26 protein-coding genes are annotated in these 22,055 nt (G+C 59.2%); 25 read left to right on the top strand and 1 reads right to left on the bottom strand.

The window, feature by feature from the left end:
- Positions 1-50: 50 nt before the first annotated feature.
- On the bottom strand, positions 51-413 hold the full coding sequence (locus CRN80_RS01650; protein ID WP_098949426.1) for a hypothetical protein: 363 nt from the start codon (positions 411-413) through the stop codon (positions 51-53).
- A 92-nt stretch (positions 414-505) separates the two neighbouring features.
- On the opposite strand from CRN80_RS01650, the gene CRN80_RS01645 reads away from it, so the two are divergent.
- The 25 genes from CRN80_RS01645 (at position 506) to CRN80_RS01530 (ending at position 22,040) form a co-directional block, all read left to right on the top strand.
- Entirely contained in the window at positions 506-850 is a 345-nt protein-coding gene (locus CRN80_RS01645; RefSeq protein WP_043046669.1) for a phage holin family protein, read from the top strand.
- Between the two features lie 205 nt (positions 851-1,055).
- Positions 1,056-1,661 (top strand): terminase small subunit, encoded by a 606-nt coding sequence (locus tag CRN80_RS01640; protein WP_098949425.1) that lies wholly within the window; start codon positions 1,056-1,058, stop codon positions 1,659-1,661.
- Between the two features lie 3 nt (positions 1,662-1,664).
- A complete protein-coding gene (locus CRN80_RS01635) occupies positions 1,665-3,665 on the top strand; it encodes a phage terminase large subunit family protein (RefSeq protein WP_073521655.1) in 2,001 nt (666 codons plus the stop codon).
- A 1-nt stretch (position 3,666) separates the two neighbouring features.
- A complete protein-coding gene (locus CRN80_RS01630; RefSeq protein ID WP_059397074.1) occupies positions 3,667-3,873 on the top strand; it encodes a phage head-tail joining protein in 207 nt (68 codons plus the stop codon).
- Positions 3,873-5,354: a phage portal protein gene (locus CRN80_RS01625; protein ID WP_098949424.1), complete on the top strand. Its 1,482-nt coding sequence runs from the start codon at positions 3,873-3,875 to the stop codon at positions 5,352-5,354. Before CRN80_RS01630 ends, CRN80_RS01625 begins: the two co-directional genes overlap by 1 nt.
- Entirely contained in the window at positions 5,351-6,493 is a 1,143-nt protein-coding gene (locus CRN80_RS01620; RefSeq protein WP_098949423.1) for a head maturation protease, ClpP-related, read from the top strand. Before CRN80_RS01625 ends, CRN80_RS01620 begins: the two co-directional genes overlap by 4 nt.
- The gene (locus CRN80_RS01615; protein ID WP_056783424.1) at positions 6,490-6,828 is read left to right on the top strand and encodes a head decoration protein; all 339 of its coding nucleotides are present in this window, start codon (positions 6,490-6,492) and stop codon (positions 6,826-6,828) included. The genes CRN80_RS01620 and CRN80_RS01615 overlap by 4 nt, the downstream gene beginning before the upstream one ends.
- A gap of 63 nt (positions 6,829-6,891) precedes the next feature.
- A complete protein-coding gene (locus tag CRN80_RS01610; protein ID WP_098949422.1) occupies positions 6,892-7,887 on the top strand; it encodes a major capsid protein in 996 nt (331 codons plus the stop codon).
- A 2-nt stretch (positions 7,888-7,889) separates the two neighbouring features.
- The gene (locus tag CRN80_RS01605; RefSeq protein ID WP_098949421.1) at positions 7,890-8,210 is read left to right on the top strand and encodes a hypothetical protein; all 321 of its coding nucleotides are present in this window, start codon (positions 7,890-7,892) and stop codon (positions 8,208-8,210) included.
- Positions 8,207-8,866 (top strand): hypothetical protein, encoded by a 660-nt coding sequence (locus CRN80_RS01600; RefSeq protein WP_098949420.1) that lies wholly within the window; start codon positions 8,207-8,209, stop codon positions 8,864-8,866. Before CRN80_RS01605 ends, CRN80_RS01600 begins: the two co-directional genes overlap by 4 nt.
- Positions 8,866-9,381, top strand: a complete 516-nt coding sequence (locus CRN80_RS01595; RefSeq protein WP_098949419.1) for a hypothetical protein — start codon at positions 8,866-8,868, stop codon at positions 9,379-9,381. The genes CRN80_RS01600 and CRN80_RS01595 overlap by 1 nt, the downstream gene beginning before the upstream one ends.
- A 29-nt stretch (positions 9,382-9,410) precedes the next feature.
- Positions 9,411-9,944: a phage baseplate assembly protein V gene (locus tag CRN80_RS01590; RefSeq protein WP_056783628.1), complete on the top strand. Its 534-nt coding sequence runs from the start codon at positions 9,411-9,413 to the stop codon at positions 9,942-9,944.
- A 57-nt stretch (positions 9,945-10,001) separates the two neighbouring features.
- Entirely contained in the window at positions 10,002-10,271 is a 270-nt protein-coding gene (locus tag CRN80_RS01585) for a hypothetical protein (RefSeq protein WP_098949418.1), read from the top strand.
- A gap of 5 nt (positions 10,272-10,276) precedes the next feature.
- Complete coding sequence (locus CRN80_RS01580; protein WP_098949417.1) at positions 10,277-10,603, top strand: GPW/gp25 family protein; 327 nt, start codon at positions 10,277-10,279, stop codon at positions 10,601-10,603.
- Positions 10,600-11,481: a baseplate J/gp47 family protein gene (locus CRN80_RS01575; protein ID WP_098949416.1), complete on the top strand. Its 882-nt coding sequence runs from the start codon at positions 10,600-10,602 to the stop codon at positions 11,479-11,481. The genes CRN80_RS01580 and CRN80_RS01575 overlap by 4 nt, the downstream gene beginning before the upstream one ends.
- Position 11,482: 1 nt before the next feature.
- Positions 11,483-12,172 carry a phage tail protein I gene (locus CRN80_RS01570; protein ID WP_098949415.1) on the top strand — a complete coding sequence of 230 codons (690 nt, stop codon included), beginning with the start codon at positions 11,483-11,485 and terminating at the stop codon, positions 12,170-12,172.
- Entirely contained in the window at positions 12,169-13,758 is a 1,590-nt protein-coding gene (locus CRN80_RS01565; protein WP_098949414.1) for a phage tail protein, read from the top strand. Before CRN80_RS01570 ends, CRN80_RS01565 begins: the two co-directional genes overlap by 4 nt.
- Positions 13,755-14,204 (top strand): phage tail assembly chaperone, encoded by a 450-nt coding sequence (locus CRN80_RS30345; RefSeq protein ID WP_138183486.1) that lies wholly within the window; start codon positions 13,755-13,757, stop codon positions 14,202-14,204. Before CRN80_RS01565 ends, CRN80_RS30345 begins: the two co-directional genes overlap by 4 nt.
- Before the next feature lie 102 nt (positions 14,205-14,306).
- Positions 14,307-15,473, top strand: coding sequence for a phage tail sheath family protein (locus CRN80_RS01560; RefSeq protein ID WP_098949413.1), 1,167 nt, complete (start codon positions 14,307-14,309; stop codon positions 15,471-15,473).
- Positions 15,474-15,485: 12 nt separating this feature from the next.
- On the top strand, positions 15,486-15,989 hold the full coding sequence (locus CRN80_RS01555; RefSeq protein WP_098949412.1) for a phage major tail tube protein: 504 nt from the start codon (positions 15,486-15,488) through the stop codon (positions 15,987-15,989).
- Positions 15,990-16,003: 14 nt separating this feature from the next.
- On the top strand, positions 16,004-16,603 hold the full coding sequence (locus CRN80_RS32030) for a phage tail assembly protein (RefSeq protein WP_098949411.1): 600 nt from the start codon (positions 16,004-16,006) through the stop codon (positions 16,601-16,603).
- 150 nt (positions 16,604-16,753) lie between these two features.
- Positions 16,754-19,864, top strand: coding sequence for a phage tail tape measure protein (locus tag CRN80_RS01545; protein WP_098949410.1), 3,111 nt, complete (start codon positions 16,754-16,756; stop codon positions 19,862-19,864).
- A 9-nt stretch (positions 19,865-19,873) separates the two neighbouring features.
- On the top strand, positions 19,874-20,719 hold the full coding sequence (locus CRN80_RS01540) for a phage tail protein (RefSeq protein ID WP_098949409.1): 846 nt from the start codon (positions 19,874-19,876) through the stop codon (positions 20,717-20,719).
- Positions 20,694-20,900 carry a tail protein X gene (locus CRN80_RS01535; protein WP_098949408.1) on the top strand — a complete coding sequence of 69 codons (207 nt, stop codon included), beginning with the start codon at positions 20,694-20,696 and terminating at the stop codon, positions 20,898-20,900. Before CRN80_RS01540 ends, CRN80_RS01535 begins: the two co-directional genes overlap by 26 nt.
- Positions 20,901-20,993: 93 nt before the next feature.
- Positions 20,994-22,040, top strand: a complete 1,047-nt coding sequence (locus CRN80_RS01530) for a phage late control D family protein (RefSeq protein ID WP_056783387.1) — start codon at positions 20,994-20,996, stop codon at positions 22,038-22,040.
- Positions 22,041-22,055: the final 15 nt, after the last annotated feature.

Genomic DNA, 22,055 nt, shown 5'->3' with positions numbered 1-22,055 from the left:
GGCCATTGCGCCGGGTTTTTGCGTTTATGGAGGGGGCAGAAGTGATTTTTTCAGTTCTCGGAGGGTTCGGCTTTTTCGGCTCTTTCCTTGAGCACGGTCGCTCGCCAAATTGCTGCGAACAGAGTTCCGGCGCCAAGGAATACGAAGAAATTCATGAAATACACAAAGAGTTCGATCACTTCAATTCTGCTCACTGGCCCATTCGACGTTGCAAAGGTTGCAAAACCATATGCACTTCTAGCCATTACGAATGCCACCATGACCAATACGGCTACTTTGGCGCCGAATGACCGAATCTTCCGTATCTGCATTGCCGCACTCTGTCTGCTCTCGGGGCTGGCGAACAGCCAGGCAACGATACCGCCTGAGATTACAGACGCGATTACTGTTTGAACGAAAAGCGATGTATCCACCTGATTCTCCTTGAATCGTAGTTGGGGCGAATGAGCAGACCTTATCAAAGAACCCGGTTTGAAAGCCGGCTTCTGCATTTCTGGAGTTGTGTATGACGAACGAGCAGCAAGCGCTTATTGATATGCCGATCTGGATGGTGATCGTGCTGTCCCTGGTCGGCGGCATATCCGGCGAAGCATGGCGGGCCGACAAAGCGGGGGTAAGTGGCTGGTCCTTGATTCGCCGCTTGCTCCTTCGATCCGGGGCCTGCGTGGTTTGCGGGCTTTCCACCATGATGTTGCTGCACGCTTCGGGCATGTCGGTCCTGGCGGCAGGGAGCATCGGATGCCTCACCGCGATGGCCGGCGCCGATGTTGCCATCGGGCTGTATGAACGCTGGGCCGCCAAGCGGTTGGGCGTGTGCGATGTGCCGCCCTCGGGCAGCGGTCAGGCGTGATGCTCTGGAGGCCACGGAATACGTGGCTTGTGGCGGTGCGCGTCAAAATGGTGCGCCGAAAGTCGCCGGGGACCCTGGCGGCATTCGAGGGACACGGGGCATGAAACCCGCGGGAAAGCGTTAGCGGCAGGGCTGCCAGCTTACTGAAATTCAATCCACTGAAATTGAAAGGTTTCCATTGAAAAGCCGTTGAAAAGGAGGGCTTATGACGGATCCACTGTTCCTGTCTAAAAGCGCCTTCGCGGTTCGCATCGGCAGGACGCCGAGCTACATCACTTGGCTGAAAGACAACAACCGCCTGGTGCTGTCGCCGGATGGCAAGAAGGTCGACGTGCTGGCAACAGAAGCGCTGATCCTCGAAACCGCCGACCCCAGCAAGGCTGCCGTCGCGGCTCGGCACCAACAAGACCGGCTCCAGCGTGATGTTTACAGCCAACTGTCCCCCATGGTCGAGCCGACTAACACGGCTGCGCCGCCGCAGCCTGCTGGCGCGAAGAGCGGGCAACCCGACTTCCAGAAGGCCCGCGCACACCGCGAGTACTACCTGGCCCAGCTGGCCGAAGCCGAGTTTCACAAGGTGCAGGGCTCGCTGGTGGATATGAAGGCGGTCACCACCGGGGCCTACAACGCCGGACGCATGCTGCGCGATCAGTTGCTCAGCATGCCCCCGCAATTGGCCCCAGAACTGGCGGCGATGTCCGACCCTTGGGAGATTGAGCAGCACCTGACCAAGGCGCTGCGGCAGTCCCTGGAAGAGGCCGAGCGCATGTCTTCGGCTGACCTTGAACGCGATCTGATCACTACGAGTTAACCCATGCAGACGGAAAAACCTGACGGCGCTGAGGTGTACCGTGAGGCGTATTTCCGTGGGCTGCGTCCAGACCCCAGCCTCTGGGTGGACGAGTGGGCCGACGAGTACATGCGCATCCCGCGTGATACCGGCGCCGCCGAGCCAGGGAAATATCGCACCGTGCGAACGCCCTACGCACGCGAGCCAATGCGTTGCCTGTCACCGGCTCACCCGTGCAAGCGCGTGGTCACCATGGTTGCCTCGCAACTGATGAAAACCCAGATCGCATTGAACTGGATCGGCGCGTTGATTCACATGGTGCCGTCGAACATCCTCACGCTGCTGCCCAGCCTGGGTCTGGCAAAGCGGGTGTCGTCTCGGATAGGCAAGACCATCAAGGCCACCCCGGTGCTGCGCGAACGTGTGGCGGCGAGCCGCTCGCGGGACTCGCGCAATACCATGGACACCAAGGAGTTCGAGGGAGGCTCGCTGTACGTCACCACTGCCGGCTCTGCGGCCAACTTGGCCGAGTTGTCGGCGCGCTATGTGTACGGCGATGAGATCGACCGTTGGGAGGTCGACGTAGGCGAAGAGGGCGATCCCATCGAACTGGCGGAAACGCGGGGCAGTACCTTCGGCCGCAATGCCAAGTTCTACTTCTCCAGTTCGCCGACCATCAAGGGCGCCTCGCGCATCGACGATCTGTTCGAGGGTAGCGACCAGCGTTACTACTACGTGCCGTGCCCCACCTGCGGGCACATGCAAACCTTGGAGTGGGAGCGGCTGCATTATTCCCAGGACTTCAGCGTGGTGCATTACGAGTGCGCCGGGCCTGACTGCGATGTGCTGATCGAGGAACACCACAAGGGAGACATGCTCGCCCGAGGCGAGTGGCGTGCCCATGCCAAGGGCGATGGCGAGACGGTCGGCTTCCACCTCAACGCGCTGTATTCACCGCTGGGATGGACGGGCTGGAAGTCGCTGGCGAAGCAATTCGAGAAGGCGAAAAAGGCCCAGGCCAAAGGCGACCTTGAACCCATGCAGGTGTTCTACAACACCCGCCTGGCTAAGGTGTGGGACAGCGCGCAAGAGCAGACCAAGGCATCGGTACTGATCGAGCGTGCACGCCGGGAAGGGTTCTCCCTCGGTGCGATGCCCGCCGCCGTGATGATGATCACGGGCGCCGTCGACGTACAGGCCGACCGTCTGGAGTTCATGGCAATGGGCTGGGGTGTCGGCATGGAGCGCTGGGTCATCGACCACAGGGTGATCGCGGGCGACCCTTCGGACGAGCGCACCTGGGCGGTACTGGATGAACTGCTGAAAGAGCGGTACCGGCATCCGTGTGGCGTCGGCCTGGGCATTCTCGCGGTCGCCGTCGACTCCGGCGGCCACCACACCGACGAGGTCTACCAGTTCTGCCGCGTGCGGCGCTGGCGCAACATCTTCGCCATCAAGGGCGCGAGCAAGCCCGGTAAGCCGGTGATCGCTCAACGGCCGTCCATGGTTGATGTGACCTGGAAGGGCCAGACCGAACGAGGCGGCGCCGAGCTGTGGTTTGTCGGTACCGACACCGCAAAGGACTGGATATACAACCGTTACCCGTTCGAGTCCGGCCCAGGTGCGCTGCACTTTGCCAACGACCTGCCGGACGAGTTCTTTGCCCAGTGCGTGGCCGAGCGCAAGGTCGCCAAGTACGTGCGGGGCCACAAGCGTATCGAGTGGATCAAGGGCAAGGCCGAGCGAAACGAAGCCCTCGACCTGATGGTGTATTGCCTGGCGATGGCGCATTACCTCGGCATCAACCGGTATCAGGAACACGACTGGGATCGGGTACGGAACTCGCTGGCACAGGCCGGTTTATTCGATGAAAAGGTGGTCGCTGCTGAGCGTGTAACGGTTGCCCCACAGGCTACCGCGACACCGCAAGTGGCGCCGCAACCCGTTGCCCCGGTCGCCCAACCGCGACCCGCTGCACCCCCACAACGCCGCAGTTCCACCAGCGGTTACCTGAAGAGACGCTGATATGTCGTTTACCCCGAAGCACCTCGAAGCCATCGAGCGCGCCATTGCACGCGGTGAAAAGACCGTGCGCTACAGCGACCGCACGGTGGAATACCGTTCCATCGACGAACTGCTCAAGGCTCGTGACGAGATCCGTACGTCGCTGAGTCAAGCCGCCGGGCCGCGATCTCGCGTCGTTCGGCTCATGCATGGAGGCAAAGGACTATAATGGCACGACACTATCCGACGCTGACCCGTAATGGATTCTTGCTGCCGTCGAACATCAAGGCCAGTTACGAAGGCGCGGGTGAGGGCCGACGCTCGGCCAGTTGGGAAGCCACCGACAACGGCATCAACAGCATCAACACCCCGGCCCTGCGTAACCTGCGGGCGCGTTCACGGGCGGCGGTGCGCAATGATCCGTACGCCTTCAATGTCATCGACAAGCGCGTCAGCAACCTGATCGGCACCGGCATCACCCCCAGGCCGACCACGGATGACGCGGAACTGCGCAAACTCCAGCAGCAATTGTGGGACGACTGGGTTGATGAAGCGGACGCCGATGAACTGACCGACTTCTACGGCATGCAGGCCCTGGTGGCGCGCACGGTTGAAACGGCCGGTGAGTGCTTTGTGCGGTTGCGGCCGCGCAGCCTCAGTGAGGGGTTAGCGGTGCCGCTACAACTGCAGGCGCTGGCACCTGAGTTTGTCCCACATGACAAGTTCGAGACGGCCAAAAACGGCAACGGCATCCGCGCCGGGATCGAGTTCAATCCGGCCGGCAAGCGTGTGGCGTACTGGATGTACTTGTCGCACCCACGCGATTCGTCGTCGTTAAACGTCGGTTACAACCAGCTGGTGCGGGTGCCTGCGACGCAGGTGCTGCATATCTTCGAGCCGATGGAGCCAGGGCAACTGCGCGGTGTACCACGCTTGGCCCCGGTGTTGAAACGCTTGCGAAGTCTGGACAACTACGACGACGCAGTGCTATTCCGCCAGGAGGTGGCGAACCTGTTTGCCGGCTTCATCAAGCGTCCTGCACCTGAGGCCGGGCCGCAGGCGCGCAACCCGATGACCGGGGAGCTGCTGGTCACCGACCGCGACGGCTTCACGCCCATGGTCGCCCTGGAACCCGGCACCATGCAGGAGCTGGGGCCAGGTGAAGAGGTGGAGTTCTCCAAACCGCCGGACGCCGGCAACAACTACCCGGACTTCATGCGGCAGCAGCTGATGGCAGCGGCGGCGGGTTCGGGCACGCCGTACGAGATCCTCACCGGCGACATGCGCGAGGTCAACGACCGGGCGTTGCGGGTCGTGCTCAACGAGTTCAGGCGGCGCCTGGAGCAGCTGCAATTCGGCGTGTATGTGCATCAACTGTGTCGCCCGGTGCGTGCCGCCTGGATGGACATGGCGGTGCTGTCCGGTGCCCTGGTGCTGGAGGACTACGCCCAACGTCGGCGCGAATACCTGCGCACACGCTGGGTGCCACAAGGCTGGGCCTACATCCAGCCGGTGCAGGACGTGCAGGCGCGGCGGATGGAAGTGCAGGCGGGCTTCGGTTCGCGCAGCGAGATGTGTCTGCGCAACGGCTACGACGCGGAAACCATCGACGCGGAAAACGCGGCCGACCTCGCCAGGTCCACCGATCTGGGCCTCAACTACACCACGCTTGATGCCATCGAGCCGATTGATGACAAGGAACAACCATGAGTAAAAAAGCGATCCCGCGCATTTATGACAAGGCTGGCAAGCAGGTAAAAGTCGCGGATAAAAGTTGGTACACATTCCAGGCCAGCGGTGAAGCTGAACAACAGACCATTGAGGTATTTGTATACGGTGAGATCGGCACCTGGGGTGTCAGCGCTAACCAGTTTGTTCAGGACCTGCGGGCGATGGATGACGGCGTTTCCCCGGTCGTTGTGGCGTTCAACAGCATTGGCGGCGACCTATTCGACGGCCTGGCTATTCACAACGCGCTGTCGCGCTTGGGCGAGCGCTGTACCGGGCGCATTGATGCGCTGGCGGCCAGCGCGGCCAGTGTTGCCGTGTGTGGCGCTCACCGGGTGGTGATCGCGGCCAATGCCATGTTGATGATCCACAACCCCTACACCTTTACCGGCGGTGATGCTGAGGACTTCCGGCGTGTCGCCGACGTGCTGGACCAGACACTGGAAGCGATTATTGCGGCCTACAAGTCCAAAGCGCCGGACATCGACGAGGCCGAGCTTCGGCGCATGGTTAACGCCGAAACCTGGCTGACGGCCAACGAAGCAGTCGCCTTGGGCTTGGCCGATGAAGTGGGCGACGGGCTGAAGGTGAAAGCCTGCCTCGGGCAGGGCAGCGTGTTGCAGCGCTTCCAGAACGCCCCGGCTGAATTGCTGGCTCAGTTGGACGAAGAGCCGGATGTCGAGCCGACTGATCCTGTAAATCCTGCGGATCCAGCACCCGTATTGGACGCTGCCGGATTGGCGTTGATGGTTACCAAGGGGTGTGCGGCGGCTGGCATCAGCAACCTGGTGGACCCGATACTCGCTTCGACAAAGCTGGAAAGCGAAGCGGTAGTCACTGCGGCGCTGACCAAGGCGAAAGCGCTGCACGGCCTGTGTGTCGCGGCACGATTGCCGGAACTGACCGGCGAATTTCTGGCTGCCGGTCTGGATGAAGCTGCTGTCAGGGCGCGCCTGTTCGACAAGCTGGTAAGCAGCGGTGGCGGTTTTGAAATCAACAACAGTCTGCCGCTCGACAATGATCCGGCACCCACTATCAAGGCCAAACAGGTCGACAGTCATTCAATCTGGGCAAGCCGGCAGGCGGCGCAGAACGGAACCTCGAAAGGAGTAAGAGCATGAAAACTGAATCGATGCACGCGGGCGAGTTCCTACTGTCCGAAGGCGCTGGCAACATTTCCCGCGAAGCGATCAACGTAGCGGCAGGGCCTGCCCTGGAACCGGGCCAGATCCTCGGCCTGGTCACAGCCAGCGGTGAGTTTGCGCCTTATAAAGCGACAGCTGAGGACGGCACCGAAAACGCCGTGGCGATCCTCTACGGGCCTTTAAGCGAATCCGATGTTGTCCGGCGCGGTCGTGCCATCGTGCGGCTGGCTGAGGTCAGCGAGGCGCATTTGACCGGCCTTGATCCTGCCGCCGAGAAAGCCCTGAACAACCAGCACGTGATCGTGCGCTAAGACGCTTATCCCATTTATCCATCCCGCCGAGTGCGGGATTTTTCGTTTCTGGAGTGTACCCCCATGGCCGATATCGCCATTTTTGAAGACGATGCGTTCAGCGTTTCCTCGTTGACTGCCGCAATCAATGAACAGGAATACCTGCCGGGCCGTATCAGCAGCCTCGGCCTTTTCCGCGAAGAGGGCATCAGCACGCTGACCGTGCAGATCGAGAAAGACGGCGACACTCTGGCCCTGGTGCCATCTGGTGAACGTGGTACTTCTGGCCTGGTGGTCGGTGCGAATAAGCGTCAGTTGATCCCGTTCAACACCGTGCACCTGCCGGAGCGCTTCACCATCAAGGCCGATAAGATCCAAGGCATTCGCGCCTTTGGTACCCGCAGCGAACTGCAGGCCGTGCAGGATGTAGTTAACAAGCGCCTGGCAAAGGCCCGCCGACAGCTGGATGCCACCCACGAATTCCAGCGTATGGGTGCGTTGAACGGGCAGGTGCTGGACGCCGATGGCAAGACAGTCCTGTTGGATATTTATAAATCCTTCGGCGTGAATCGCCAGAAACTGCCGATGGGCTTGAACAGCCCAGATACCGAGCTGCGCGTCAAATGCGGCGAAGCGCTGGATATGCAAGAGGAAGCCCTCGGCAGCGTCACCAGCAGCGGCTCCCGCGCGTTGTGCGGCAAGAACTTCTGGAACAAGCTGATCGTGCACAAGTCGGTCAAAGAGACCTATCTCAACACCATGCAGGCCGCGTCACTGCGTGGTGATGCACGTGAAGCTTTCGAGTTCGGCGGGATCGTCTGGGAGCGGTATCGCGGCAAGGTTGCTGGCGTTGCGTTCGTCCATGACGACAAGGCACTGCTGGTCCCCGAGGGCGTCCCTGACCTGTACATCTCGTCCTTCGCACCGGCCGACTACATGGAAACGGTCAACACCCAGGGCATCCCGTACTACAGCAAGATCGAGCCGCTGCCTTTCAACAAGGGTGTCGCCGGGGAAGCCCAGTCCAACCCGCTGCACCTTTGCACGCGGCCTCGCGCGCAGATCCTGCTGGAGATGTGATCGTGGCCTTCCGCGATCTGATCGAAGACATCGACGAAGTGGTCTTCGAAACACTGGGCGATAGCGCACGGATTGAGGGCCGCGAAGAGCCGGTGCTTGGTATGTTTGCGGCGCCCTGGTTGCAGCCGAAGCTCGGCAAGCTCAATACCGGCTTGCGTGAGCCTCGGTTTGAGATCCGCGTCAGTGATTCGGAAGGCTTGAAACGCGGGCTTTTGGTCAGCATCGACTTGCCCGCCCTGGACGGCGGCGGCGATTACGACTTGCTGCAGCTGGAGCCGAGCGGCGACGGTCTGGTCGCCTTGATCCTGAGGCTGCGCCCATGAGCATCGGTAGCTACGTCAAACCCTCGGCCGGCGGCGGGATGATCTCGATCCAGTCGTCAGCTGCAGATCTCCAGGCGTTTCAGGACTTCGCCAAGTTGGTGCCCAAGGCAGCTGCTGCGGCCCACCGACGCGCGATCAACAAGACGTTGGGCTGGTTGCGCACGCACATTGCCCGTGCAGTCAGCAGGCAGGAGCGCATTGCTGTCGCGGCAGTGCGTCAACGGTTACGCAGCTACCCAGTGTCCGGCGGGGCATCGAGCGGCAAGTTGTGGTTCGGCTTGAATGCCATCGAGTCCAGCCGGATTGGCCGGGCGCGGCAAACCGGTAGCGGAGTGTCGGTGGCGGGGCGGCGTTATCAAGGCGCGTTTCTCAAGAAGGTCTACGGCAACAAGCCAGACATTTGGATTCGCACTGCTAGCAAGCACTTCAATGCTGATGATTACCCAGACAGCACGGTATCCGCTGGTCGCGGTGCAAGTTCTGGATGGGTCGCAGAAAATGGAAATCGTTTTCCATTAGCGAAAGCCAAGGTGTCTCTGGAACAAGCCCGTCCGCACTTTGAAAGCTGGGTACAAAAGGCGGACGAGCGTCTGTTGGAGATCCTGCAGCAGGAGCTCAACTTCGAACTACAGAAATACTTGAAGAGGATCGGTTAATGGCTGACCAACCTTTTAGCCTGGACCAGCTTTACCGGGCGGTCGAGCAACACCTGGTGGGCCATCTGCCAGGGGTTCAGACGGTAAGTGCCTGGCCGGACATTCAGGATCGCATCGCTTTACCGGCGGTCTTTCTGGAGCTGGCTGAGATCGAGCCCGGTACCGATATCGGCACGGGTGAAACCACATTGGTGTGTAAGTTCGAGGCACGTATCGTCGTCGACCCGATCTATCCTCTGCATCAGCAACAGGCGGTGCAGCTGGCTACCCAACTTGCGGTCCTACTCCGAGCTCAGACCTGGGGGCTGGAAGTCGAGCCGGCAGAGTTCGTTCAGGCACTACAGGACTGGACCCAGCCAGTGTTGGATGGTTACACCGTTTGGCTGGTGGAATGGACGCAGCAGGTTTACCTCGGTCCTGAAGAGTGGCCTTGGCCCGATCAGCCGCCCGGCATGCTGTTGTTTGGCTTTAACAACGACGTCAAAGAGGACTTTGTTCCAGCGGAGGACTTGTGAGCGGCTATGCCACTGCCCAGCATGACCGCATGCTTGCGGGGGTGGTCAAGGATTGCTTTGTGGTGGCGGTCGATCTGGCTGCCTCCCCTCCGATGTGTCGGGTTTCGGACGGCGAATGGACTAGCGCCTGGGTGCGCTGGCACAGCATCGCCGCCGGCAAAGCCAGGCATTGGAGGGCTCCGTCTCTGGGTGAGCAGGGGACATTGGTCAGTGCCAGCGGTGACGTGTCACAGGGCACGTTCATTCCGGGATTGTATGGCAACGCGGGTCCGCCACCGGATAACCGGGATCATGTGGAAGTCTGGCGGTTTGATGATGGCGGCTCGCTGATTTACGACTGGCAGGCAAAGAGCTACAGCATCACCCTGCCGAGCGGTACGGTGACCATCAAAGTCGCCAGTACAGAGGTGGTCGTGACGGACAGCGCCGTGAACGTGACCACCGGCAACATCAATCTGAAAGCAGCGGTGATGATCGATGGCGCGTTACACGTCACGAAAGGCATCACCAGTGCCGGTGCGATCATCGACGCCGGTGGCAACAGCAATCACCACACGCATTAATTTCAACCCACAAACAGCCCGCCCAGTGCGGGCTTTTTCATATCTGGAGTCTGCTTTATGAGTAAGTCTAGAACTGATGGCGATTCTGCCGAGGCCACTGTGGTTCCGGGGTTGAAGCCGGCGCCGCTGGGTTTTCCCGTGACTGCTGACGCGGTTGAGCCCATCGGACCAGGGCGTGTTTTTCGCGACAAGGTTTTCACCTCGCGGACATTGATCCTACCCGGCGGCGGGACGCTTCCTGTTGTTGCTGGTCGAGTTACCGCATGTGGTGATGATCAATTTGCGTTCTTGAAAGCGCATCCAGATCTGGAGCAATTGAAGGAGTAATCACAATGATCGGAATGGATCGCCACACCGGCCAACCCATTTCCGGCATCGCACACTTGCGGCAATCGGTTCCAGACATATTGGGCACGCCGTTGGGCAGCCGGCGGCATCGGATGGCTTACGGCAGCAAGCTCCGGCGATTTGTGGATTTGCCCGTCACCGATGGCTGGAAAAGCGCCGTGCAGGCGGAGGTCGCCCGCGCACTGGGCCGCTGGGAGCCGCGTTTGAAGCTGGATCAAGTGCGCGTCATTTCCGTTATCGGCGGGCAAATTAACCTGAAGATCGTCGGGCAGTACCTAGGCGACAGCGTCACGCTGGAGGTGGCCGTATGAGTATCGTGGATCTGTCGTCGTTACCGGCGCCGACCGTGTTAGAGCCGCTGGACTTCGAAGAGGTTTTTCAGGAGGGGCTGGGCGTCTTTCGCGGATACATGGGCGGCAACTGGACTGCAGCGCTGGAGAGCGATCCGGTGCTTAAGGTGCTGGAGGTTGGCGCTTACATCAAGGTCGGCAATCGCGCCCGAGTGAATGACGCCGGCAAAGCGGTATTGCTGGCGCACGCCATACGCGGTGACCTCGATCACCTGGGGGCCAACGTCAACCTCAAACGCCTGGTCATTCAAGCAGAGGATCTACTGGCCTTTCCGCCAGTTCCTGAAGTCAAAGAAGACGACGATGCGTTCCGAGAGCGCATCCAGTTGGCCTATGAGGGACTGACCACGGCCGGCCCGCGTAACAGCTACATCCTGCATGCGCGTAACGCCTCGGGGCTGGTGGCGGATGCCACGGCCGAAAGCCCGGCGCCTTGTTACGTGACGGTAACGGTGCTGGGATTGGACGGGGAGGGTGAGGCTTCCCCGGAGCTGCTCGCCACGGTGGCAACTGCGCTGAATGACGACGATGTCCGGCCGGTGGGGGATAGGGTGACGGTTCAGAGCGCCCAGGTGATCCGCTACCAAGTCAAGGCGATCCTGCACATGACCAGCGCGGGCCCAGAAGCTGATGCCAGTTTAGCCGAGGCGAAAAGTCGACTGGCTGCATGGATCAATCCGCGCAAACGGCTCGGCGTTGAAGTTGCACGTTCCGGCGTAGACGCTCAGTTACACGTTGCCGGCGTTTCTCGGGTTGAGCTGGTCGGCTGGCAGGACTTGGCCCCGACCAAAGCTCAGGCGGCGTACTGTACGGGCTACACCGTGACGCTGGCGGCTTGAAATGAAAAGCCTTTTGCCGATCAACAGCACGCAACTTGAACGGGCCATGGAGGCTACGTTTTTCGAGAAAACGATTGTCCCGCTTCGCGACCTCTACAACGCTGATACCTGCCCGGTGCATTTGCTGCCGCATCTGGCATGGGCATGGTCGGTGGATCGCTGGGATTACCGATGGACCGAGGCGACCAAACGCGCCGCCATCAAGGCCTCTTATTACATACATGCCCACAAGGGCACCATCGGCGCGTTACGCCGTGTGGTAGAGCCTCTGGGCTACCTGATCGAGATTATCGAGTGGTTCAACATGAGGCCCGAAGGGACCCCAGGCACCTTTGCGTTAAAGGTCGGAGTGTTGGACACCGGTATCACTGAGGAAATGTATCAGGAGCTGGAGCGGCTGATTGATGACGCCAAGCCCGTCAGCCGTCACCTGACAGGGCTGGCGATTAGCCTGGAATCCACCGGGGCTATAAACATTTTTGCAAGCATATCTGACGGAGAAGTTATTGATGTTTATCCGCCGGTACTTAGTGACATCGAGGTGACAGGTTTTATCGGAAGCGGGATTCGAGAGTGTTCCATAGATGAAATAGAAGTTTATCCTCCTGCGCCTGAACCTATCTTGGTTGACTGCTATGTCGGGGTGCCTGGTCGCGAACATTCCATAGACCATTTGGACGTATACACATGATTGATGCTAATTCGAAGTTTTTCGCGTTACTGACGGCGGTTGGCGAGGCAAAGCAAGTTAAGTCAGATGCAGGGCTGCTAACTTGGAAGCTGACCCATATGGCTGTAGGGGACGCAAACGGTACTGACCCTATCCCTGATCGCTCACAGAAAACACTGATTAATGAGCGCCGCCGGGCTCCATTGAATAGCCTGGAGCCTCATCCGACTAACCCTGGGATCCTAGTAGCCGAGCAGATTATTCCAGCGGATGAAGGTGGGTTCTGGATTCGCGAATTGGGGCTTTTCGATTCTGACGGAGATTTGGTTGCCGTAGCTAATTGCGCGCCAAGTTACAAGTCGCTGCTTGCCCAAGGGTCTGGTAAAACACAAGTTATACGGATGAATTTTGTTGTTTCAAGTTCTACTAACGTTGTGTTGTTGATAGACCCGGCTGTTGTAAACGCTACTCGAAAGTATGTTGACGACTCGGTAGCGAATGCCGTCAACCGGCTTGATTTTAAACATTCGGCATTAGTCGCAACCACGGGCCCTGTGGTCCTGGCGGGCGTTCAAGCTATCGACGGTTTCGCGGTGCCAGCAGGTTCGCGGGTGCTGGTAAAAAATCAAGCGCAGGCGAAAGACAACGGCTTGTACGTCGTTGGGCCTGATAGCTGGGTGCGTTCGGTAGATGCGGACGCATCTGAGAAGGTGACGCCAGGTATGCAAGTGACCGTAGAGCGTGGAGCAGTGAATGCTGACACGTTGTGGTTTCTAACGACCGATGGAACAATCGATCTTGGTACCACTGCCCTAAGCTTTCGGAAGTTTACGGAGGGGCTGGCAGCGCTGGATTCACCAGTTTTTACTGGTGACCCGAAGGCACCTACGCCACCCCAGTTCGATAGGGATAAATCCGTTGCAACCACGGAATTTGTAGGAAATTCGCAAGGCTCCTATCGGGGGTTAGAGGTTGTTACCACGGCAACGAAAACACTGACCAATGCACATATTGGCTTCATGATGGCGTTATCGGGTAGCGGGTCAGTTTCTGTGACATTGCCACCCGCTAGCTCAGTGCCTGCCGGTGCGAGTATTAGTTTTTTTGCTGACCATGTTTACACGGCGCCCGACACTGTGCGAGCGGACGGAACTGATATTATCAACTTTGGGCTTGGTGCGTTTCTGCCCTCGATTAAAATCAATAATGGCGACTTTATAACACTTGTCAGTAATGGCGTGGGCGGTTGGTGCGCTACGAGTAGGAGTGTGAGACTCGAACAGTCTTCAGAGTTTAGGCAGTCAAAAGGTGTGAACGGTTATCGGTACTTGCCGGGCGGGATGCTTGAGTGTTGGGGGCTGTCCGCAGCAACTACTGACAAAGTAAATATAACGTTTCCTGAGCAGTTTTCTGCTGCACCTTTCATTGTTCCCTATGACAGCTCAATGGAGGGCGCGGCCGTAATGACCTTGTGGCAAAACACAGCCATAACAACGACCGGTTTTATCGCTCAGAACATGTGCTCTTTAGTGCGTGGAAGTTCGGTTGTTAATGGTGTGACAAATTCGCAATGTAACTGGCGCGCCTTTGGTTGGGTGAACAAATGAACAGCGAAAAAGAACTGGTAAGCACGGTTTATGCAAAGTGGGTTGATGAAGACGGGCGATATGCCTTTTCATCTACTGATAACGGGGGAATGGTAATTACTGGCGAGTACCGTCAAGAGCTTCTTGCCGGTGAAACGGATGGGCGTCAAATTGCGCCAGATAGAACGGGGAGGCCAGTATTGGTAGACCCGCCGCCGCCATCGCCGGAAGTTCTGGCCGAACAAGCCAGGCAATGGCGAGACGCTGAAATTGAAAGTGTTAAGTGGTTGCGCGAGCGGCACCGTGACGAAACTGATGCGCAGCGACCCACTACCTTAACGGCGAGCCAATCAGGAGAGCTGATCGACTATGTGCAGGCGCTACGTGATTGGCCTGCCAGTCGTGATTTTCCTTTGTTGGAATCTCGGCCTTCTAAGCCTGATTGGATCCGCCAGCAAACCTCATAACGCCCCGCGCTGTCGGGGCGTTTTGCATTCCGACACACGTAACACAAACACCCTCCCGGCCTCGCTTATGCGGGGCTTTTTCGTTTCTGGAGCATTAGCTTTATGAGTTTCTTTCACGGCGTTACTACGACTGATATCAAGACAGGCGCGCGCACTATTTCCTTGCCGTCGTCTTCCATCATCGGACTTTGCGACACCTTCACCCCGGGCGTCCTCGGCGGCGGTACCGCCAAGGCCGGCGAGCTCAAGTTGATCACCACCGAGCGCGAAGCTATTGCTGCCTTCGGCGCCAACTCGGCGATCACCAAGGCTTGTAAAGCGATCTACACGAAGGCCAAGGCGGTGATCGTTGCCATCGGCGTGCCGAAGCTGGAAGACGCGGCGCTGCAAACCTCGGCGATCATTGGCGGCGTTCTGGCCTCGGGTCAGCGTACCGGGCTACAAGCCTTGCTCGATGGCAAAAGCCTGTACAACGCGCAGCCTCGGCTGTTGATTGCGCCAGGTCACACTGCCACTCAGGCGGTCGCTACCGCGCTTGATAGCCTGGCGCAGAAGCTGCGGGCAATCGGCATTCTTGATGGCCCTGGCACCACGGATGAGGCGGCGATGCTTTATGCCGATAACTTTGGCAGTCGCAACCTGTTCATGGTCGATCCGGGCGTTCAGTACTGGGACACCGAGTCCAGCAAGACAGTTGATGCGCCGGCCTCGGCCTGGGCGGCGGGCTTGTTCGCTTGGACCGATGCTGAATACGGCTTCTGGGCCTCGCCGTCGAACAAGGAGTTCACCGGTATCACCGGTACGACCCGAGCTGTCGAGTACTTGGACGGCGACGAGACGTGCCGGGCCAACCTGCTGAACAACGCCAATATCGCGACGATCATTCGCGACGACGGCTATCGCTTGTGGGGTAACCGCACGCTGTCGAGCGATCCAAAGTGGGCGTTTGTCACGCGTGTTCGCACGCTGTTCATCCTTATGGATGCTGTTCAGGCCGGCCATAAATGGGCTGTTGACCGCTCGATCACCAAGACCTACGTCAAGGACGTGACGGATGGGCTGGATGCGTTCATGCGCGACCTCAAAGCCCAGGGCGCGATTATCAATTTTGAGGTGTTCCCGGACACTGAGCTGAACACTGCCAGCCAGATCGCCCAGGGCAAAGTTTATTGGCGCATCCGTTTCACCGACGTGCCGCCGGCAGAAAACCCGAATTTCCTTTTCGAAGTCACCGATCAGTGGATGACCGAAGTTCTTGAAGCAGCCTAAGGGGCCTAGTCAATGATTCCTCAAACCTTGTTTAACACGAACATGTTTGTCGACGGTGTTAATTTCGCTGGCGACGTGCCGAGCCTTACGCTGCCCAAGCTGACCACCAAGACTGACGAGTATCGCGCTGGCGGCATGGCCGGTGCGATTGAGATGGACCAAGGCCTGGAAAAAATGGAGGCGTCCTTTGTTACCAAGGGCGTGCGCCGTGAGTCGTTGAAGCACTTCGGTCTGGCCGATGGCACCGCTTTCAATGCTACGTTCCGGGGTGCCTTCAAGGGGCAGAAAGGGGCAGTCACGGCTGTGGTTGCCACCCTGCGCGGTCGCCTCAAAGAGCTCGATCTGGGTGACTGGAAAGCCGGTGACCCTGCCGAGATCAAGCACGCCGTGGCAGTCGCTTATTACAAGCTCGAAATCGACGGGCGCCTCATGTACGAAATCGACATGGTCGCCGGTGTTCAGGTGATCGACGGCAAAGACCAACTCCTTGAAGTGCGCACCGCACTCGGCCTCTAAGGGAATAGATCCAAATGAATAAAGCAACGTCTAAAGCAGTACCGGCTTGGCTATCACTCACTGCGCTTGCAGCCGTCGTAACGCTCACGCGACCTACCAATGCCAACGGCGTGCTGGTCGAAACATTGACCTTGCGGGCCCCGCTGGTACGGGAAGTGCGGGCAGCCGACCGCGCCTCTAACGGCAACGAAGAACAGCGAGAGCTGATGTTGTTTGCTGGTCTGGCAGAGGTGGGTGTTAAGGATCTTGAAGGCCTGAAGCTGGCGGATTACCGCCGTGTTCAAGCCGCTTATGCACACTTGGTGCCGGATACCGACTATTCGGAATCAATGCCGTCGTGGCTGTCGGTCAACACTGATCGCGCCCAGGTCACCCTGACCTGCCCAAGCGAAATCAATGGGGTATCGGTTGATACCTTGGCCCTGCGCTCCCCTACAGTGGGCGATGTGCGCGCGGCTAATCGTGACGCGGGCGGGGATGACGAACAGCGGGAATTGATTTTGTTTGCCGCGCTTGCCGGTGCGCCTGTCACGGACCTGGAGGGCCTGAAGCTGGTGGATTTTAACCGTCTGCAGGCCGGCTATTTTCGTTTGGACCAAGACGACGGGGTTTAACCCTCACGTCATAAAGATGGCCGCGAAACGTCTGGCGGCGGAAACAGGATTTTCCGCTGCTGAGATTTTGTCGATGCCCTTTGCAGAAATGGTGTGGTGGCTCACGGACTGAGCCGCCTTCGATAAGGCTATCCAAATGAGGGCCGTGACATGGCGAACAAAATCGCCCTCGGGCTGGTGATCGGCGGCGCCGTCAGTTCGACTGTCGGTGCTGCGTTTAAAGATGTAACGGGGCGCATCAAGCGTCTTGAGGCGGAAGGCAACAAGGCGCGTGTCCTGCAGCGCACTATCGGTGACACCATTCGCCTGCGCGACGAGTGGAAGAAAGCCCACGACAGCGGATCACAGGGCGCGACCAAGTTGTTGGGCCGGTTGAATTCCAACCTCGATAGTTTGAAAAAACAGGGAATCGAGGTCGGCCGACTGGAGAAAGCCTATCGCTCTATGGGGCAGACCGCCATCAAGGCGGAGCTCAAAGCCAAGGGGCATCAGCAGATCGATGCTGGTAAGACTGGCATGAAAAGCGCCGTCGGCGCCGCTGTCGTCGGTGTCGGCATGCTGGCTGTTCCGACCAAGGTCAGTGCGGATTTTGGGGCGATTGTTCGTGATATCGCGATCAAAGCTGGCATTGCCAACAAACCGCAAGAGCAGGAGATGTCGCAAAAGATCATTGATACGTCGCGCGACACGGGCATGGCGCGTAATGACGTGGCCGATGTGGTTAACCAATTGGTTGGCGCCGGCATGGACTTGAGCAAGGCCCTGGAATATGCGCCAGTCGCGGCCAAATTCGTCGTGGGGCAAGGGTCGAGCGGTGTTGATACAGCGAAGATGATCAACGCGCTGGGTCAGAATGCCAAGATCACAGATCCTAGGCAGATGCAGCAGGCCCTGGAAGCAATTGCCTACCAAGGGCAGGCCGGTAGCTTTGAAGCGGCCGACATGGCCAAGTGGTTTCCTGAGCTGTTGGCGAACATGGGCAGCCTCGGCATTACCGGCATGGATGCGGTTACACAGTTGGGTGCCATGCTGCAAGTGCAGATGAAATCTGCCGGCGGCGCCGATGAGGCGGCAAACAATCTCAAGAACTGGATGGGCAAAATCGGCTCTGGCGACACCGTCAAGGCGTATGCAAAGGCGGGTATTGATTACAAAGGGTCGATGCAGACCGGTTTGCAAAACGGTATGTCCACCCTTGAAACCAGTATGTCACTGGCGCAGAAGTACATTCAGGCCACGGATCCGAAGCGCGCGGCGGCGATGGCTGAGGCGACGGCGAAGATCAGCAAGGAGTCGGACCCGGAGAAAGCCAAGGCCATGATGGCCTCGCTGGAAGAGTCACTGCGCACCGGTGACCTGTTCGCTGACATGCAGGTAAAGGCTGCGCTCTCTGCCTATATGCAGAACAAGGCGCTGTACAGCCAGCTTAAAAACGATTCGCGCGATGCAACGGGCATTCTCGACAAGAACCTCAGCGAGCGACGTGAGGCGTCGTCGCAGAAGTGGGCCGAAATGGCCCAGTCAATGGATGACGCCATGCGCAGCGTTGGGGACGCCCTGCGCCCGGTCACAGACACCGTGGCGGAAGCACTGACCAAAGTCACCAGGGGCATTACCTCGCTGTCTGACAGCGCGCCAGGTGTGGTGACGGGTATCGCGGCGGTCGGGGGAGGGTTTGTCGCGCTCAAGGGGCTGCTCAGTTCGTTCAAAATCGCTAAAGGTTTGCTCAACGTCGCGCGGGGATCGTTGGGTGGCAAATCCGGCGAAGTGCAAAAGGTCTTTGTGACCAACTCCAAGGATGGCGCTGGGGGCGTAGGAAAGGGCGGCGAGGCGAAAGGTAAGGCCAGCAAGGCCCTGTCGTTAGTTGAGACTGGGCTCAAGGCAGTAGCCGCTCTCAAGGGTGAGTCGGTTGATGGTGAGGGAAAGGATGAGAGTAAGACCGGTAAGTTAGGCATCGTCGCGACTGGCCTCAAAGTGGTTTCGCTGGCTAAAGAAGCGGTATCTGGCGATGACAGCGCGGGAGGTGACGATGCTGCGTCGAATGGCGACGGCGTCCAAAAGGTCTTCGTCGTTAACTTGAATGCCATGGGGGGACCTGGGGGGCCAGGTGAAACCCGCCGACGTGGGCGCGGTTCAAGACGTAATATTCCGCGACGTCGCCCGACCTCGCTGCGTGCTCGGATGCCGGCTCCGCGTCCACCGGTACCACGGCCTGCAGCACCGACTCCGCGTCCTCCGGTGCCACGGCCTGCAGCACTGGCTCCGCGTCCGGCGTTGCCACGGCCTGCAGCACCGGCTCCGCGTCCGCCGCTGCAACGGCCAGCAGCACTTGTCCCGCGCCCAGCTGTGCCACTGCCTGCAGCGCCGGCTCCGCGTCCGCCGCTGCCTCGGCCAGCAGTACTGGTCCCGCGTCCGCCGGTGCCACTGCCTGCCACACCGGTTCCGCGTCCACCGCTGCCACGGCCTGCGGTACCGGTCCCGCGTCCGCTTATTCCACCTGTTTCTATTCCAAGCGGGGCGATAGCTAAACTGGGCGGGGTTGTGCAAGCGGTCGGTAAGATTGGTAAAGCCGCCAAGGCAATACCTGGTGGCTCGCTCATTGAGGCCGGCGCCATGGCCTTTGACACCTATGAGAATGCTAAGACCAAGGACGAAAAGGCCGAGGGTTATGGTGCTGCCGCTGGCAATCTCGCCGGCACTATGGCCGGTGCTGCTGCAGGAGCGGCTATTGGCTCGGTGGTGCCTATCATCGGCACCGCTATTGGTGGGCTGGTAGGCGCTTACTTAGGCAGCATGGGTGGTTCGGCGCTGGGCGGTGCTGCAGGTAAGTCGTGGTTCGGAGGGGAGGACGAAAAGCCCGCGCCACCGGTGACGCCGTTGCTGATGGCGCCTCGACCGGGCCCAGCCATTCCAAGCTTGGCCGCCATGGGCAAGTCATTCAACCGGGCAGACGGTTCGGGTGCATTGCTGATGGCGCCTGCACCGCAAGCGCCAATCCTGGGTGATGTAGCACGGTCTCTAGCGGTGTCGGCTCCGACCAAGCCGGCGGCTGTAGCGATCCAGCCCAAAGAGCCGGAAAAGCCTGTCCCGACCAAAGTGGAACAGCAGTTTCAGTATTCGCTGAACATGCCGGTTAACGTGCAGGGGGATGTGAAAGACCCGCAACGCCTGGCGCAAGACCTCATGCCGCACATGCGGCTAATGATGGCTGATGCGGCGAAACAAAACGCCGCAAAGCTGTACGACGAACCGCACCTGTAAGGAGGGCCTATGGCTTATATGGAACAGATGCAGTCGGGCTTCAAGTACCTGGTTGACGCCGGGGAGGCTGGTAGACGTAGTGCTGAGGGCATGCTTGGGCCCGTCAACGGTGCTATAAGGGAGATAACGGGTGCAGCGGCCGAGCTGGAAAATATCCCGTTCGTGGGACCTGCTGTCGGTGCCAAGCTCCAGCGGGTGATGCGCGGCGTGGATGCGGCACAGGCCAAGGCCGGCCAGGTGCTGGCTGTGTACAGCCGTGCGACACGGGGCGCCGCCGAAGTGCAGGAGCGAATGGGGGCGTTGAAGGAGCAGGCGGGAAAAGCTGCGACGGCGATCAACAAGGTCGCCGGAAAGGTTAATCCCTCGTTGGCAAACATCGTGCCCACCAGCGCATTTGCCGTGGATGCCACGCCGGCACCCGAAGCGGTGAAGCCATTTCCGCACCTGCTGATCATCCAGCCCAGGGATCCTAAAATTCAGCCGTACTACTTCAACTTGGATACAGCGGCCTTCGACGAATTGAGTCGCTCGACCGAATTCCGCTGGGCTTCACAGGAGCGGCTATCGCGGCGCCCGGCGCAGCAGGCCGTGGGCATGGGCGAAGAAAAGCTCACACTCAAAGGTACGATTTATCCCGGCTTCAAGGGGGGCCTCAAGCAGCTTGACACGTTACGCACCATCGGTGGGCGGCTGCAACCGCTCACTCTGACCACGGGTTATGGCGAGGTGATTGGCACCTGGTGTCTGAAGTCGATCAACGAGGAGCAGGGCGCGCTGCTGCACGGCGGTATTCCGCGTAAACAAGTATTCACTCTGGAGTTCACGCGCTATGGGGACGACATGCAGAACATCTGACGGGGACATGCTCGATGTCATATGCAATAACGTTTATGGGCACTTGAACGGCAGCGTCGAGGCAGTTCTGGATGCCAATCAGGGCTTGGGAGACGAGCCCCAGCCTTTCCGCGCTGGTGTGGTGATCCTGCTGCCGGATCTGCCAGCCCCGACCGAGGAAGGGATTAGCTTGTGGGACTGACTCCGAACGGCACCGCCTGCAGCCCGTTGCGTTAAGCGAAAAGAAACTTTGTATTCAGCCCGCCCTGTGCGGGTTTTTCTTTGGAAAAAAACCATGACCCCCACTTTTCGTATCGTTGCCGACGGTGCCGATATTACGTCCAAGATCAATGATCGACTGTTGTTACTTAGGACTTCTGACAAGCCGGGTATGGAGTCCGACGAGTTTGAATTGCGTATCGATGACCGCGACGGCCAGGTGCAGTTGCCCCGGCGAGGTAGCTCAATCGAGATTCACCTGGGCTATGCCGAAACGTCTTTGATGCGCCTAGGGCTTTACGCGGTCGACACGGTCGAAGTTTCCGGCCCGCCGGACACGATTGTGATCAAGGGTAAAGCCAGCGATATGCGCGGCAGTGGTAAGACTATCCGCAGCGGAAGCTGGGAGGATGCGCCGTTGTCGAAGATCGTGGCCGACATCGCGGCTCGAAATGGCTGGCAGGCAGGCTGTCCGGTGGCGACGAAGGTCGCTCGTGTGGATCAGCTCAACGAGTCCGACTTTAATTTCATCACGCGCCTGGCTAAGCAATACGACTGCACGGCCAAGGTCGCAGATGGCAAATTGTTGGTGATGCCACGCCAGGGAGGCCAGACAGCCAGCGGCAAAACGTTCGGGGCGATCACGCTGACCCGCAGCGATCTCAGTCGCTGGCAATTCAGCTTAGGGGATCGCAATTCGCACAAGGCCGTGGCGACTAAGCATCAGAACAAAAAGGACGGCAAATTGGCGGTGGTCACCATCGACAACGATGACGCTCCGGACGGCTTGCCGGCGGTGCACACGGATCGGCATATCTATCCGAACAAGACTGCTGCTGAATCAGCAGCCAAGGCAAGGTTAGCGGCATTCAATCGCTCGACCGCCGACGTGCGTTTCGAGATGCCTGGCCGGACTGACATTTTTGCCGAGCGCCTGATCAACGCCCAGGGCTTCAAGGTCGGGCTGGATGGCGAATACCTGGCAGATTCAGTGGAGCAGGTGTTTACCCAGTCTGGCTGGTCGACCACGGTCGAGTGCAATGCCGGCAAGCAAGGCAAATCCAAGGGTAAGAAAAAGAAGGAAACGAAGCCGCTCAAGGTCGTGAGCGTCGAGAAGCTGTAATGCAATCCACCGCCG

The sequence above is a fragment of the Pseudomonas sp. FDAARGOS_380 genome, assembly GCF_002591235.1.
Lineage (GTDB): Bacteria > Pseudomonadota > Gammaproteobacteria > Pseudomonadales > Pseudomonadaceae > Aquipseudomonas > Aquipseudomonas salmasensis.
This window is presented reverse-complemented; position numbering and strand designations above follow the sequence as displayed.